The 14,243-nt window shown below is 72.4% G+C and carries 13 protein-coding genes; 7 read left to right on the plus strand and 6 right to left on the minus strand.

All coding sequences use genetic code 11. The features are described 5' to 3' along the window. Positions 1-39: 39 nt before the first annotated feature. Positions 40-1,011 (minus strand): hypothetical protein, encoded by a 972-nt coding sequence (locus ABTY59_RS24895; RefSeq protein ID WP_352021241.1) that lies wholly within the window; start codon positions 1,009-1,011, stop codon positions 40-42. Positions 1,012-1,066: 55 nt separating this feature from the next. After that, complete coding sequence (locus tag ABTY59_RS24900) at positions 1,067-2,296, minus strand: hypothetical protein (protein ID WP_352021242.1); 1,230 nt, start codon at positions 2,294-2,296, stop codon at positions 1,067-1,069. A gap of 412 nt (positions 2,297-2,708) precedes the next feature. Between ABTY59_RS24900 and ABTY59_RS24905 the strand changes: the two genes are divergently transcribed. The 5 genes from ABTY59_RS24905 to ABTY59_RS24925 all read left to right on the plus strand — a co-directional run bounded on the left by ABTY59_RS24905 (position 2,709) and on the right by ABTY59_RS24925 (position 8,172). Then, positions 2,709-3,857 carry a hypothetical protein gene (locus tag ABTY59_RS24905; RefSeq protein ID WP_352021243.1) on the plus strand — a complete coding sequence of 383 codons (1,149 nt, stop codon included), beginning with the start codon at positions 2,709-2,711 and terminating at the stop codon, positions 3,855-3,857. A gap of 175 nt (positions 3,858-4,032) precedes the next feature. Next, on the plus strand, positions 4,033-5,181 hold the full coding sequence (locus tag ABTY59_RS24910; protein ID WP_352021244.1) for a PP2C family protein-serine/threonine phosphatase: 1,149 nt from the start codon (positions 4,033-4,035) through the stop codon (positions 5,179-5,181). 205 nt (positions 5,182-5,386) lie between these two features. Continuing rightward, on the plus strand, positions 5,387-6,043 hold the full coding sequence (locus ABTY59_RS24915) for a hypothetical protein (protein ID WP_352021245.1): 657 nt from the start codon (positions 5,387-5,389) through the stop codon (positions 6,041-6,043). 196 nt (positions 6,044-6,239) lie between these two features. Further along, positions 6,240-7,748 carry an APC family permease gene (locus ABTY59_RS24920; RefSeq protein WP_352021246.1) on the plus strand — a complete coding sequence of 503 codons (1,509 nt, stop codon included), beginning with the start codon at positions 6,240-6,242 and terminating at the stop codon, positions 7,746-7,748. A 1-nt stretch (position 7,749) separates the two neighbouring features. After that, a complete protein-coding gene (locus ABTY59_RS24925; protein WP_352021247.1) occupies positions 7,750-8,172 on the plus strand; it encodes a universal stress protein in 423 nt (140 codons plus the stop codon). Between the two features lie 7 nt (positions 8,173-8,179). Here ABTY59_RS24925 and ABTY59_RS24930 read toward each other — a convergent pair whose 3' ends face one another. After that, positions 8,180-9,121: a RimK family alpha-L-glutamate ligase gene (locus tag ABTY59_RS24930; RefSeq protein ID WP_352021248.1), complete on the minus strand. Its 942-nt coding sequence runs from the start codon at positions 9,119-9,121 to the stop codon at positions 8,180-8,182. 169 nt (positions 9,122-9,290) lie between these two features. Between ABTY59_RS24930 and htpX the strand changes: the two genes are divergently transcribed. Both htpX and pspAB read left to right on the plus strand, forming a co-directional pair. Further along, positions 9,291-10,208, plus strand: a complete 918-nt coding sequence (gene htpX / locus ABTY59_RS24935; protein ID WP_352021249.1) for a zinc metalloprotease HtpX — start codon at positions 9,291-9,293, stop codon at positions 10,206-10,208. A gap of 5 nt (positions 10,209-10,213) precedes the next feature. After that, positions 10,214-10,903, plus strand: coding sequence for a PspA-associated protein PspAB (pspAB, locus tag ABTY59_RS24940; RefSeq protein ID WP_352021345.1), 690 nt, complete (start codon positions 10,214-10,216; stop codon positions 10,901-10,903). On the opposite strand, the gene ABTY59_RS24945 is transcribed toward pspAB, so the two are convergent. The 3 genes from ABTY59_RS24945 to ABTY59_RS24955 form a co-directional block, all read right to left on the minus strand. Beyond that, positions 10,881-11,357 carry a GyrI-like domain-containing protein gene (locus tag ABTY59_RS24945; RefSeq protein WP_352021250.1) on the minus strand — a complete coding sequence of 159 codons (477 nt, stop codon included), beginning with the start codon at positions 11,355-11,357 and terminating at the stop codon, positions 10,881-10,883. The genes pspAB and ABTY59_RS24945 overlap by 23 nt on opposite strands. 123 nt (positions 11,358-11,480) lie before the next feature. Beyond that, on the minus strand, positions 11,481-12,584 hold the full coding sequence (locus tag ABTY59_RS24950; RefSeq protein ID WP_352021251.1) for a PP2C family protein-serine/threonine phosphatase: 1,104 nt from the start codon (positions 12,582-12,584) through the stop codon (positions 11,481-11,483). Between the two features lie 27 nt (positions 12,585-12,611). Further along, positions 12,612-14,135, minus strand: coding sequence for an MFS transporter (locus ABTY59_RS24955; protein WP_352021346.1), 1,524 nt, complete (start codon positions 14,133-14,135; stop codon positions 12,612-12,614). Positions 14,136-14,243 lie beyond the last annotated feature (108 nt).

Raw genomic sequence — 14,243 nt, forward strand, 5'->3', positions numbered from 1 at the left:
GAGAACCGGGGGGGCCGGGCGGGACTTTCCGGACCGACCTCAAGGGGTTCGGAGCGGCTCCGGCGACGGCCGGACGGAGACGATCTCGGGCGTGTCGGCTCTGATCGCGGCGCGCGCGGCCGGCGCGTCCGGATCCTCGTCCGCGAGGGTGTCGACCTCGACGGGGCCCCAGACGACGGAGGGGCCCACGCCGGAGACGACCGAGGACAGCGGCGTGCCGGTGTCGTCGAACACCGTGAGGGTGTCGGTGAGTTGCCAGTACAGGCACAGCCATCCGTGGGACGTGTCGTTGGAGTAGCTGTTCGACGTGAAGCTGGTCGTCTGGGTGGAGACGGTGACCTGCTGCGTCTTGGTGGAGGACGTGCTCAGGGAGGCGTTGACGGAGGCACTGAACGGGCCCCAGCCGGCGCTGGCGCTGCTGCTGACCGACCCCGTCACCGTCCGGGCGTCGGACGAGCTCTCCTGCATCCCCTGCGTCTGCGTGTAGTTGACGACCTTCTCCTCACCGGCCGCGAGGCTGTACGAGTTCGGCAGCCGCTGCCAGAACTGCTCCCGCGTGACGAACCTGTCCTTGCGCAGCACCCCGGCCCCCACCAGGATCCTCGGCCCGTTCGGCGGGATGATCATGGAGCCGGTGGGGACGGGGACCTCCCCGATGTCGTCCGGGTCGAGCAGGTCACGGCCGGTGAGGGTCACGGCGGCGTTGTCCCGGTCGACCCGCCAGACGGCGGCGAAGGCACCCGAGTATCCGACCTTCGCGACGAAGCAGTAGCCGCGGTCGACGTTGCTCCAGGTGGCGGTCGCTCCCGGGTCCAGGACCTGGCCGGCGTGGCCCGGGGCCAGCTTGCGGGTCCGCTTGTTGCGCCCGTACAGCAGGCCGTCGAGCCCGACCCAGTAGACCAGCAGGTGCACCGGCGTGCCGTTGGTGACCGTCATGTTCGTCCGGATTCCCTCGTCCGCGGACTTGAGCGCTCCGCTCACGGCCTCCCGGTAGGTGTCGTTCATACGCATCGGGGTGCTCCTCCTTCGTCCGGGGGCCGGGTGCGCCCACGCCCCGCGCGGACGTCTACTCCACGGTCGTGTAGTAGACGCGCGGACCACTGGTGTAGATGGCGGTGATCGGGCTGGGCACTCCGGTGGCGACCTCGGGCAGGCCCAGCTCGGCGCCCAGGTGGCGGGCGGTCCACTCGGCCCCGGACCCCTCCAGTTCGATCAGGTTGCCGTCGCCCTCGTCCGGGCCGTTCCCCGCGTCGGCGGCGCCCAGGTAGTAGACCTGGACCCCCCGGTGGTCGCCACGGGCCACCGCGGCCAGTGACGTGCCCTCGGCGGCCGCGGGGGCGCCCGCGCCCCGGTCGGCTTCGGCACCGGCGTGGTGGACGTCCCAGCCGAGGCCGTTGAACCCCACCTCGACCACCAGCCGGTCGGCGTCCGGGTAGTAGAGCCGTGGATGCCCGTCGGCGGTGGGCACGACGACCGGGCGGCTGCCGGCGACGGCGGCCGGAGCCCCGTACGCGGAGAGGCGCTGCACGCGCCACACCGTCCGGCCCTCCGGGTCCTTCTTCGTGCCGGCGACGACCACGTGCTCCAGCTGTACGGGCCTGTCGGTCTCGTCCAGGAAGTACACGGTCCGGGATGCGGAGCCGCGGCGGACAGCGGTCAGCCGGCCGAGCGGGGAAGGCATCGGGCACCCCTCGGTCCCGGACGTCAGATCGTCGAACGACCAGCCCTCCGCCCCGTGCCAGGAGGCCTCGACGACATGACCGCGCACGTCCAGGTAGTAGACGTACTCGACCTGCCCTGCGGTGACAGCGGCCAGCGGGCTGATCGGCGAACCCGGCGGGGCGTCGGCGCACACGTCGTACGTCCACTCCTGGTCCCGTTCCCGCAGCCGCACCGGACGACGGCCGTCGTCGAGGTAGTAGACCCGCAGGTCGCCGATCTCTCCCGTCACCGCCAGCGCGCTTCCCCCGTCGGCGCTGGGGGCGCCGACGGCGCTGGTGAACACCTCGTACCCGGTCCACCGTCCCGTCGGCGGCGACGACCGGTAGGCGGTTCCGACCACGCTCCGGTCGAGGTCCTGGTAGTAGACGCGCCGGTCGTCCCCGACGGATCCCACGGCCGCGAGACCGGTCCCCGCGATCGCCACCGGGCTGACCTGCCGCCACAGCGGTCCCTCAACGGGAGCCGGGGAACCGGGCGTGCGCTCCTCGGAGAAATTGATGTCCGAGTACCCCCATGTGCCGTCCTGCTCGGCCACCTCGATGATGCTGAAGACCTTCTCGGCCATCCTTCTCACGCCCCTGTCCCTCGCGTCCGCCGGGCGTGGACACCACAGCGGTCCGGCCTCCCCGACCGGTCCCGCCCCGCGGAGTTCGGACCGCTGACACCGCCCCTCGAATCCACGGTGCACCCTCGTGGGCTTCACCGCATCCGGGCCGAGGCCGACTGGCAGGTGAGCAGCGGAAGTTGAGGCGACGGGGGAATCCGCGCTCCGGGCGGGAACTCCTCCGCCGCAAGATGCGGAGGACCGCGCGGGGTGGGTAGATGGACTGAGGGCTCGCAGCCGACCCCATCGGCTGTCGACGACGGGCCGTCGTCAGCACCGACGGACCCGGGTGGCCCCGGCAAGGCGACGGGATCGCGATCCTCCGGAATCGCCGGGCCGAGGGGCTCGTCGTCGAACGGTCCGGCCACGAAGGACGGCTGTCGTGAAGGCACTCCCGAGCTGTCGCTTGCACGAATCCGTAGCGCACTGGATGTGCGATCCGAACATCGTCGGGCTCGACATGGGATTCAAGGTCGTCGCCGGTCGCGAGACACGCGACTGGGCGATCTGCGTCCAGGTGCTGGAGAAGAAACCGGTGTCCGGTCTCTCCGCTCACGAACTCGGCGTTCCTCCCTTCGTGGAGACGCTGACGGCCGATCCGGGACATCCCGCGGCGAGGACGTACACACCCACGGACGTGAGGGAGGTCGAACCGACCGTCCTGTGCGCAGGTGAGCGATGGGCGGGCTGGCACCGCCGACCGGCCTGGGGCGGGCTCGAAGTAGGCCTCCTCCACAACCAGAATGCGCACAAGGGCACGATGACCGTCGCCGACTGGGGTGGCGGGGCCCGAATTTTCACCGCGGGGCACGTCGCCGGCGTCCTGCTCGAACCCGGCCTCCCCGACCGGCTGGTATCCCAGCCCTCGATGCCGGTCTACCAGCCGCCACGCCCGAGGAAGGGAGACCCCGCGAGGACGCAGTGGCGTCTCGACACCATGCGGTTGGGCGTGGTGGAGAACAGTTACCCCGTCCTCGAGTACCCGGCGAACCACGAAGGGCCCTTCCTCTTCAACACCTACGACCTGGCGTGGGCGATTCCGACGGCAGAGACGAGCTACGTCATCGGCGACCCGGCGTCCGGATCCGCCGTATGGCCCAGTGACGAGCAGAGCATCAGACTCTCCGACATCGGCACAGTGGGACCGCCGGACCTCAAGGCGCGTCCCTACGTGGGGCCCGGACACGGCCTTCGCGTGGCCTTCGCCGGAACGATGACGGGACGGCATGACGGGACGGTCAGATCCGTGCACAGCCTCCTGAGGGTGTTCTCCGGCGACACGAAGCGATGCAACTTCTTCAGGGACCTCATCCGCGTCGGCCCCGTCGGAGGCAGGGTCGACTCCGGTGACTCGGGTGCGGTGCTCGTCTCGCTGGACGACCCCCACAAGGGCCTCGGACTGGGCACGTTGGTCGGCGACAGCCCCGACTCGTACTACTTCGCGAGGATCCCCGGAGCCAACCCCGGAGGCGTCGCTCGGCTACAGCAACCGTTCCACCCGCCTGGCCCGGACCCGAAGCCGGAGACCTGAGAACGCCCTGTCCCCCGCCACGGGCTTCGGCACCGGGTCCCGGAGTCGAACCTGCCGAATCATGTCCCCACGCCCTCGTTCACCAAGTCCCACCGAGCCAGGGGACGCTGCCATGGGCCGGGGTCCGTCGGAGCGGCGTGCGCGTGCGTGCCGAGGCGGGTGGAAGGCTTGGGGCATGGTCCTTCGCGCATGGTCGGACGCCCGGCGTTCCTGGCGGCAGGGGCACGCGCCCGCGCTTCTCGTGATCCCCCTCGCGCTGATCGTCACCGTGTGCGTGGTGGATGTGCTGTCCCCGCCGCACGTCCACCTCGGCCCCCTGCTCGTGGCGGCGCCCGCGATCACGGTGGCGTTCGCCGGTGCCCGGACGACGGCGGTGATGGGTGCTCTCGCGGTGGCGGCCCAGGTGCTGATCGGCGTGCTCAGAGGGGTCTCGGACACCACGAACCTCCAGGCCCAGATCGCCGCCCTGATCGTCGTCTCGGCCGTCTGCGTCACCGTCTGTGTGCTGCGGGGGCGGCGCGAGCGACAGCTGCTCCAGGTCCGGTCGGTGGCCGAGGCGGCCCAGCGAGTGCTGCTGCGGCCCCTGCCGGTCCGCGCGGGCCCCCTGCGGATCGCCGGCCTCTACATCCCCGCCGAGCAGGAGGCCGAACTCGGCGGCGACCTGTACGCGGCCGCGCGCACCGACCACCACAGCACCCGGCTCCTCATCGGCGACGTACGCGGCAGCGGCCTGGGCGCCATCAGCAACACCGCCCTGCTGCTGGGCGCCTTCCGGGCGGCCGCGCACCGGCAGGCCACCCTTCCCCGGCTCGCCGTCCACCTGGACGCCGCCTTCCGCTGGGACACCAGCCAGTGGCGTCCGCAGACGGAGCAGGACACCGTCGAGGACTTCGCCACCGCCATGCTGCTCGACATCCCCGACCACGATCCGGTCGTCCACCTCATCAGCTGCGGTCACCCGCCGCCGCTCGTCCTGCGCGGAGACCGGATCGTTCCGCTCGTGGCCGAGGCCAGCCACCTTCCGATCGGATTCGGCGGGGCTTTCGGCATCGCCGACTACCGCGTCCAGACGTTCCCCTTCGAGGCCGGCGACCTCCTGCTGCTCTACACCGACGGCGTGATCGAGGCCCGTGACACCGACGGGCGCTTCTACCCGTTCACCGAACGCGCGCCGCGGTGGACCGCGGACGACCCCGAGCACCTGCTGCGTCACCTCCAGGACGACCTGCTGGCCCACGTCGCCGGACACCTCGACGACGACGCGGCCGTCGTCGCCATCCGGCGCCTGGCCCCCGGGACTCCGCCGCCCGACCCGGCCCCGTGAGGAACGCGGTCGCCCTCGTCGCTCACGCCGGCCCGTCCGTCCCCGGTGACCCCGGGGGGAAGATCGTCTAGAGTCGCCCGACGGGGGTGCTCTCGGCGTGGGTGGGTGTCCAGGCGCGCGCGCCCTCCCCGGGAGGCGGCGGAACCCGCGCTGATCCGGGCCCGGTTGAGATCCCCCGCGTCCCTCATTTCACGAAGGAAGACCCATGAGCGTCTCTGAGGAATCGTCAACTTCCCTGCACACCGGGTCCGAGGACCTCAGGCAGCTGCTGGTGCGCGGCGGTGACCTGGAGAAGGCGGGCCTGGAGGACTTCAGCGAGATGTCCGCGCCCTCGTCCGACGAGGACCCGCCGCCCATGACGGGCCCGACCCCGGAGAGCACGGCGCTGCTGAACCGGGCGTTCACCGACAAGCCCGCGCGGGAGGTCAGGACCTCGTTCGTCAACGCCGATTCCTCGATCGTCGTGGACGAGGGCGTCTCCGAGCGCGAGGCGGGAACGGCCGCCGCCTGGATGGCCGACATGCGGCAGGTGTACGCCGAGTGCGCCGCGTGGACGATCAGCCTGGGCGACCAGGAGATCCCGGTCCAGGTGACGGAGCCCGCCGACGACCCGAGCAAGCCGCTCGACCTCGAACAGCAGTTCGGCGACGAGGCGTTGATGCGCACGATGATCGCCGGCACGGTCGGGGAGCAGGCCCGGATCACCACGCTTCTGGTCCGCGACGGCGGCCGGGTGCTGGAACTGACGTTCCGCAGCCTGGCGGCCGAGCCCGGCAGCCCCGAGGCGGCCCCGCTGGCCGTCGCGATGGCGCGGTTCCTGGAGCTGGCTCCGGCGCGGTTCCTGGCCGGGCCGGCCGCCTGAGGCCGGGACCGGGGCGGCGGAGCGGGGGCGGCACCGTCTCCGCGTCCGCTGCCCGGCCACGGGTTGGCGACGCGGCCTTCCGGCCGCCGCACCGCACACCCCCGAGTGGCGGTGCCCGCGTGCAGGCCTGATCGAGCCTCCCTACGATGAAGGCGTAGGTCACGCCGTTCTGTCCGGCTCACGGGAGCGAGAGAACATGGCCGCAGAGGACGCCGCACCCGCCGAGCGGCCCGTGGGTCTGAAGCCCAACGCCATCGGATTCGTCGACGCCCTGGTCATCGGGCTCAACGCCACCTCCCCCGCGTACTCCCTGGCGGCCGTGATCGGTCCGGTCGTCGCCCTCGTGGGGATCTACGCGCCCGGCGTCATGGTCGCGTCCTTCGTCCCGATGCTGCTCATCGCGTCGGCGTTCTACTACCTGAACAAGGTCGACCAGGACTGCGGCACCACCTTCTCCTGGGTCACGCGCGCCATGGGCCCGTGGGCCGGCTGGCTCGGCGGATGGGCCATCACGATGACCGGGGTCCTGGTCGTCGGCTCGCTCGCCGACGTGGCCGTCAGTTTCGCCCTGCTCGCCTTCGGCCTGGACAGCTGGGTCGACAACACGTTCGTCCGTCAGCTGCTCACCGTGCTGCTCATCCTCGTCATGACGGCCGTGTGCGTCATCGGCACCGAGCTGTCGGCCCATGTGCAGAACGTCCTCATCCTGGCCCAGGTGGCCTGCCTGCTGATCTTCGTGGGCGTGGCGCTCTACAGCGTCTACGCCGGCACGAGCAAGTACGACTCCGCGGAGCCCGCACTCAGCTGGCTGAACCCGTTCGGCGCCGGTGGCGCGGCGCTCACGGGCGGGCTCCTCCTCGGTGTCTTCATCTACTGGGGCTGGGAGTCGGCGGTCAATCTGACCGAGGAGGTCGAGGACTCCGCGACGGCCCCCGGCAAGGCCGGGCTCTGGTCGACCGTCATCCTGCTGGTGACCTACGTGTCCGTGGGGTTCGCCGTCGTGGCGTACGCCGGGCCGACGTTCCTGGCCGAGAACGCGGACGAGGAGGAGTTCGTCTTCGCCCAGCTCGCCACGGACGTCATGGGCGGCTGGGACTGGATCCTGCTCCTGGCCGTCTCCACCTCCGCCATCGCCTCCACCCAGACGACGATCATCCCGGCTTCGCGGACCGCGCTCTCCATGGCCCGCCGGCGGGCGCTGCCCTCCTCGTACGGTCACATCAGCCCGCGCTTCCGCACCCCTGACGTGAGTACGTGGTGGGTCGCCGGGATCGCCATCGCCTGGTACCTCGTGGTGAGCCACATCAGCTCCAACGCCCTGTTCGACTCGCTCACCGCGCTGTCCCTGCTCATCGCCTTCTACTACGCCCTGACGGGGATCGCCTGCGTGGTCTACTACCGTCGCCACCTGTTCACGAGCCTGCACAACTTCCTGTTCATCGGGCTCGGTCCGCTGGTCGGCGCGGGACTGCTGGCGTGGCTCCTGGTGCGGTCGGTCGCCGACATGTCCGATCCGGCGAACTCGTACAGCGGCACGTCGTGGTTCGGCCTCGGTCCCCCGCTCGTGATCGGCATCGGCATCGCCCTCGCCGGAGTCGTCATCATGATCGTGTGGCGTCTGCGGGCCCCCGCGTTCTGGCGGGAGCGCCCGAGCGTGGCCGACCCCGACCTGGTCCACTCCCACGGCCCGCGCGAGGAGGCCTGAGATGTCGGTCGTCCTGGGCTACGACGAGTCCCCCGGCGCCGCCCGGGCGCTGCGCATCGCGGTCGAGGTGGCGGCGGCCTTCGACGAGCAGCTCGTGCTCGTCTTCGGGGCGGCGGCCCCGGGGCCGGTCGGCGAGGAGTACGCGTCCCACTACCGGGCCATCCGGCAGGCGGGCCGCACGGGTCTGGAGCACGCGGTCACCGAGGCGGACCGGGCGGGCGTGCCGACCGTCGTCGAGGTGCTCGACGACAAGCCCGCGCAGGCCCTCATCGACGCGGCGACCCGTCATGCCGCGCGCGTCATCGTGGTCGGCAGCTGGGGCGAGAGTCCGATGCGCGGGGCACTCCTGGGATCGACCCCGCACAAGCTCCTGCACATGTCCACCGTCCCGGTGCTGTGCGTTCCCCCCGAGGAGTCGCCGTGAGGGGGAGTCACCGGCCCGCCGCTTCGAGACGGTCGCGGCAGGCGACGGCGACGGCTTCGGCGACACCGGGCATGTCGGGCCGCCAGGTGGGGTTGCAGTTCACCTCGCACACGGTGAAGGAGCCGTCGGCCTCGAAGAGCAGGTCGACCCCGGCGACGCCGAGACCGACGGCGGCCGCCGCTTCGACGGCCAGCGCCTCCGCGTCCGGATGACGGCCCGTGCGGACGGCGTGCGTCCCGCCCTGCGCCAGATTGGAGACGAGGCGGTCGTCGGCGGCCGTGCGCTCCGCGGCGGCCACCGCCCGGCCGTCGACCACGAGGACGCGCAGGTCCCGGCCGTGGGAGTGGGCGACGTACCGCTGGACGAGGTAGGGGTGGCGGTCGTCCAGGCTGCCGGCCACGGATCGCAGCGCGTTCCCGTCGGCGGCGAGGAAGACCCGCCGACCGCGGTGGCCGCGCACGGCCTTGACCACGCACGGCTCGGGGACCCCGGCGTCGATCACCTGCTCCAGGGGCGCGTCGGTGTGGGTGCGGGTGTCGGGGACGGGGATGCCCGCGGCGGCGAGCCGCTGGAGCTGCCAGAACTTGTTGACCGCCGTCAGGACCGCCTCGGCGGGGTTGATCAGCAGCGTGCCCATCGCGGCCAGGTGCCGCAGGAGCGTCACCTCCCGGTCGGCTGACAGCCGGGGCGTCGACAGACGGGCGTAGGCCACGGCGGGCGCGGCGACGGGCCGCCCGTCGGTGTCGGTGAGGGTGAGCCGTCCGCCTTCCACGCCGAGTACCAGTCGACTGCTGTGGACCACCTCGGCCCGGTCCCCGAGCTCGGCGGCGAAGGCGTCGATGAGCGACGAGGTGACCGGTCCCGGGCTTCCGCCGGCCGTACCCGTCCGGCCGCGGCCGAGGCCGGGGCACAGCAGCAGCCACGCACGTGCTCCGTCCACCGACGACATGCCCGTCCCTTCGCCCGCCGGCGCCCCCTGCCGGTCACCGAGATGATAGGGCGGACGTCCGAGCGGATGGGTTCCGGCGGGCGAGGGCGCACACTGGCAGGAGGGGGCGGAAGGCTTGCCCCGACCGGGGCGCGGCCGGTCCCGCCCGCTCGTGGAAGAGGGTGCGCGGATGCCCAGAACCCGGGTCTCGTCCCGCTCTCGCTACGCCCCCGACCGGGGCCTCGCGACCCGCATGGCGACGACGATGTTCCTGATCGGCCTGCTGTACGTGGTGTTCGTCGGCGTCCTGCTGGTCCTGCTGCGCGGATCCTGGCCGATCATCCTGCTGATCACGGGTGCGCTGTTCGTGGGGCAGTTCTGGTTCAGCGACCGGATCGCGGCCCTCGGCATGGGGGCCCGCGAGGTGACCCGTGAGCAGGCGCCGGAGCTGCACGGCACGGTGGACCGGATCTGCGCGCTGGCCGACATGCCGAAGCCGAAGGTGGCGATCGCCGAGAGCGACGTGCCGAACGCCTTCGCGACCGGCCGCGGTGAGACGACCGCGCTGGTCTGCGTCACGACGGGGCTGCTGCGGCGCCTGGAGCCGGAGGAACTGGAGGGCGTCCTCGCGCACGAGATGTCCCACGTGGCGCACCGGGACGTCGCGGTCATGACCATCGCGTCCTTCCTGGGCGTCCTCGCGGGCATGATGACGAGGGTCGCGCTCTACAGCGGTCTCGGGCGCAGCAGGGACAGCACCACCGGCTTCGCCGTGATCCTGGTCCCGGTGGTCAGCGCGGCCGTCTACGTCGTCAGTTTCCTGCTGACGCGCGTGCTGTCCCGCTACCGCGAACTGGCCGCCGACCGCGCCGCCGCGCTCCTGACCGGCCGCCCTTCCGCGCTCGCCTCCGCGCTCACCAAGGTGAGCGGCGAGATGGCGCGGATCCCGACGCAGGACCTGCGCAAGGCGGAGCCGTACAACGCCTTCTGGTTCGCGCCCGCCTTCTCGTCCAAGGAGAGCCTGAGCCGGCTGCTCTCCACCCATCCCACCCTGGAACAGCGCCTCGAACAGCTCGCGCGGATCTCGGCGCAGCTCGGTGGGGCGTGACGGCCGTGGGGCTCCTCGACAGCATCCTCGGGCGCAGCCGTCCGGTCCGGCCCGATCTGGACCGGCTCTTCGGGCTGCCGGCCGCCGCGCTCACCCTCCAGGCGGGCACCGGCTTCGTCCCTGCCGGAGTCGGCTCGGTGTGCTTCGCCGCGGTGGAGGGCGGCGCCTTCGCACGCCTGAAGGACGACGTGCGCGGTCTCCTCGACGTCGAGGTGGTGTCCGGGCCCGAGAGGGGCGCGGGCGGCGGCGAGGGCCGGAGCGCGGAGGCGGGGGCGCACCCCGTGACGTACGCCTCGGACGCGTACGGATACACCTGGCTCACCGTGCGACGTCCCGTCGAGGACCTGATCACGCTGGTCAACGACCTGCACGCCGTGAACGCGCTCCTGGAGGAAGCCGGTTTCGGGTCCCACCTGCTGTGCTCCCTCGTCGCGTTCCGCGTCCCGGCGGACGTGCCGGAGGCGGACCGCCAGGGGGCGCGTGACCTCGCGCTCGTGTACCTCTACAAGCGCGGCACCTTCTACCCCTTCGCGCCGCGCGGCGATCGCGCGGAGAGCCGTGACAACGCCCTTGAGCTCCAGGTCAGGGGCCTGCTCGCGGGGGATCTCGCGATGGAGCCGGACATGGAGCGGTGGTTCCCGGTCTGGGGCGCGCCGGGGTGGGGCGGCGGCGTCAGCCGGCGATCGGCCAGTTGAGTTCGGTGCGCAGGTCGGCCGGGTCCATGTCCGGCGTCGGCCGGGTCACGTACACCTCCCACCGGTCCTCACCGGCCCGCAGCCCCTGCGTCAGGATCCAGTCCCCGAGGCGCTCCCAGGCCTCCGCGAGCCCGTCGAACCCGCCGTGATGCGTCATCCGCGCGACCCGGCCGCCGGGGAGCCGGCCGGGGACGACCCCGTCCTCGGCCCGTACCTCTCGCCCGGTGACGAACCCGACCTCCAGGTCCCAGGTCTCCCCCGGACTCCCGTGGGACAGGCCGAACGCGGCGCTCCTCGGCGGGACCTGCTGTTCGTGCAGCACCCGCCCGAGTGCCCCGAAGGCCTCGTCGAAGAAGGTGCGCAGGTCACCCGGGGACACGACGCCGCGCACGACGGCGGTGGTCTCGGGTTCGAGGTCCACGAGGTGGGGCTGCTGTCCGGGGTCCGTGCTCATGTCGTTCCCGCGCTCCGATCCGCGTTGAGGGGCGTACAGGGAACGTACCGACCGCGTGCGGGCCGCCGGGTCATCGCCGCGCCCGGAGCTCACGCATCCGTACGTCGGTGGGGCCGGCCCCCGTCAGCCCGGACGGGGGGAGTCCACGGTGAGGATCAGGAGCGTGACGTCGTCCTGGATGCTGGGGGCGTAGCGGCTCAGGTCGGCCCAGATCTCGTCCGGCAGCCGCTCCAGGCCGACACCGGTCATGCCGGCGAGACGCTCGACGAACGGGTAGAAGGCGCCGGAGGCGTTCCGTGCCTCCAGGACGCCGTCCGACGCCAGGAGCAGCCGGTCCCCGGGGAGCAGCGAGATCTCGGCGGCGGCTCCGGGCACGACGCCGGCCAGCCCCAGGCCGAGGGGCGGTCCCGGGTCGACTTCCACGGTGCTCACGGCTCCGCCGCGCAGCAGGACCGGCGGCGGGTGGCCGCAGGCCAGGACGCGGACCTCCGGCCCGTGCGGCGCGAAGTCCAGGAGGACGGCCGTGGCGAAGAGTTCCGCGTGTTCCGTCCGCGCCGAATCGACCACGAGCCTGCGGTCGAGGCGGGCCGCGATCGCCTCCGCGTCCACGTCGTCGAGGACGGCCTCGCGGAACGCCCCCAGGACGGACGCGACCGTCGCGACGGCCGACAGGCCGTGCCCCTGCACGTCGCCGAGGACCGCCCGTACGCCGTGCGGGCCGGGCCGCACGTCGAAGAAGTCGCCGCCCACCAGCGTGCCGCGCTCGGCGGCGCGGTACAGGCTCGCGCAGCGCACGGGTCCGACCCGGTGCCGTACGTCGGGGACGATGGCGCGCTGGGCCGTCTCGGCGACGGTGCGTTCCAGGTCGAGCTGCTCGTCGCGGCGCCCGCGGACGAACGAGACGAAGATGCTCAGGGTCGCGACGAAGCCGAGGGTGAAGAGGTCGGTGTTGCCGGGCTGGTTCAGATGGAAGGCGGGGATGGTCAGCAGCCCGATCGTCGCGGCGCCGAGGGCGGCCGTGGCCCACGGTCCGTAGGCCAGGACGGCCAGCGGGGGCACCGCTCCGAGCAGGAAGCCGATGTCCACCGGAACGGAGTCGCTGAGGGAGGCGGCTCCGACGCCGACGAGCAGCAGCACGGGCAGGACCCGCACCCAGCGGGGTGGCGGGGCTCCGCGCAGCCAGCCCCGTCGGTACGGTCCTGTCGCCGCCTTCCTTGGCTTCACCACACCACCAGGCTCCTCCTCGGGTCCGGGTCAGCCCGGTGGGGTCGGATCCGGGTGCTCCGGGACGGCGCGGTCGCCCGGGTGGCGCAGGGCGCAGAGGAAGCCGAGGCCGAGGGCGACGGCCATGCCGTAGAAGACCCACTGGTTGGCCTGGGCGAAGTCCAGCTGGATGGACGACATGGCGTCGCGGGTGGCTTCGGCGACCGGGCCCGTGCCGGTGGGCGGGGTGGAGTCGCCGTGGCCGGAGACGGAGTCGGCGATGCCGCGTGCGACCTGGTCCGCGGTGGCGGGGGCGACGCCCCGTGCCCGGAGCGTGTCCGTGACGTTCTCCGTCATGGCCCGGGACAGCAGGGTGCCGAACACCGCGAGGCCGACGCTCGCCGCGTAGTTGCGTACGGTCTGGGTGATGCCGGTGACCTCGCCGTAGGAGGCGCCGATGGCCCGGTTGACCGCGTCCGTCGACGCGGGGGCCAGGATGAATCCGATGCCCGCGCCGGCCAGGGCCGCGTAGGGCCATTGGTCGTGCATGGACAGGTTCGTCAGTTCGTTCGCCCACAGGGCGAAGCCGACCGCGCCCAGGACGGTCCCCGCCTTCAGCGCGGGACGGGCTCCCCGTTTGTCGAGGATCCTGCCGCCCCACTGCGAGGCGAGGGCGAAGCCGACGAAGAAGTACAGCAGGAAGAGCGCCGCCTGGTTGGGCGAGGCGCTGAGGGACACCTGGGCGTAGACGGAGGAGAAGAAGAACACCGGTACGAACGCGAGCATCGCGAAGAACAGCACGGCCGTGTCCACCGCGAACGCCTTGTCCCGGAAGACCCGCAGGTCGATCAGCGGGTGGCGCAGGCCGCGCTCGTAGCGCACGAACACGTACAGGATCGCGAGGCCGCCGGCGACGCACAGCCAGGTCGCCCAGCTCCCCCATCCCCAGGTCCACGCCTGCTGGAAGCCGAGGACGCTCAGCCCCATGCCCGCGGCGACGAGGGCCGCGCCGGGCACGTCGAGGGTTCCGGGGCGGGGGCGGTCCGCGATGCGGGCGAGGCCGGTGAGGACCAGGGCGACGATCGCCACCGGCACGTTGACCCAGAAGACGGCCCGCCAGGTCCACGAGGCCGTGAGCCAGCCGCCGAGCAGCGGCCCCACGGCGGTCAGCGCCCCGGAGATCCCGAAGAACAGGGCGAGGGCCCTGCCCCGCCGTTCGACCGGGAAGACCGCGACGACGACGGCCAGCGCGGCCGGGAAGAGCAGGGCCGCGCCGACACCCTGCACGGCCCGGAAGGCGATCAGCCAGGGCTGGGCGTAGTCGCCCGAGGGGACGCAGCCGCACAGGACGGACGCGATGACGAAGACGAGGGTGCCGATGACGACCATGCGCCGTGGCCCGTACAGGTCGGCCAGACGGCCGCCGAGGGCGAAGAACGCGGCGAGGGCGAGGAGGTAGGCGTTGACCACCCACTGCATGCCCGAGCTGGAGAGTCCCAGTTCGCGCACGATGTCGGGGGCGGCGATGGAGACGATGGTCTGGTCGATGAAGGTCATCGCCACCGCGAACATCATCGCCGCGAGTGCCACCGTCTGGTTCGGGAGGCGGCCGCCGCGCTGCCGCGCGGGGCGGGGCTGGGGACCGGGTTCCGTGCGGCTGCTCACCCTGTCCAGTGTGATCCC

It is taken from the genome of Streptomyces sp. NPDC096079 (assembly GCF_040303145.1).
In the GTDB taxonomy this organism is placed as follows: Bacteria; Actinomycetota; Actinomycetes; order Streptomycetales; family Streptomycetaceae; genus Streptomyces.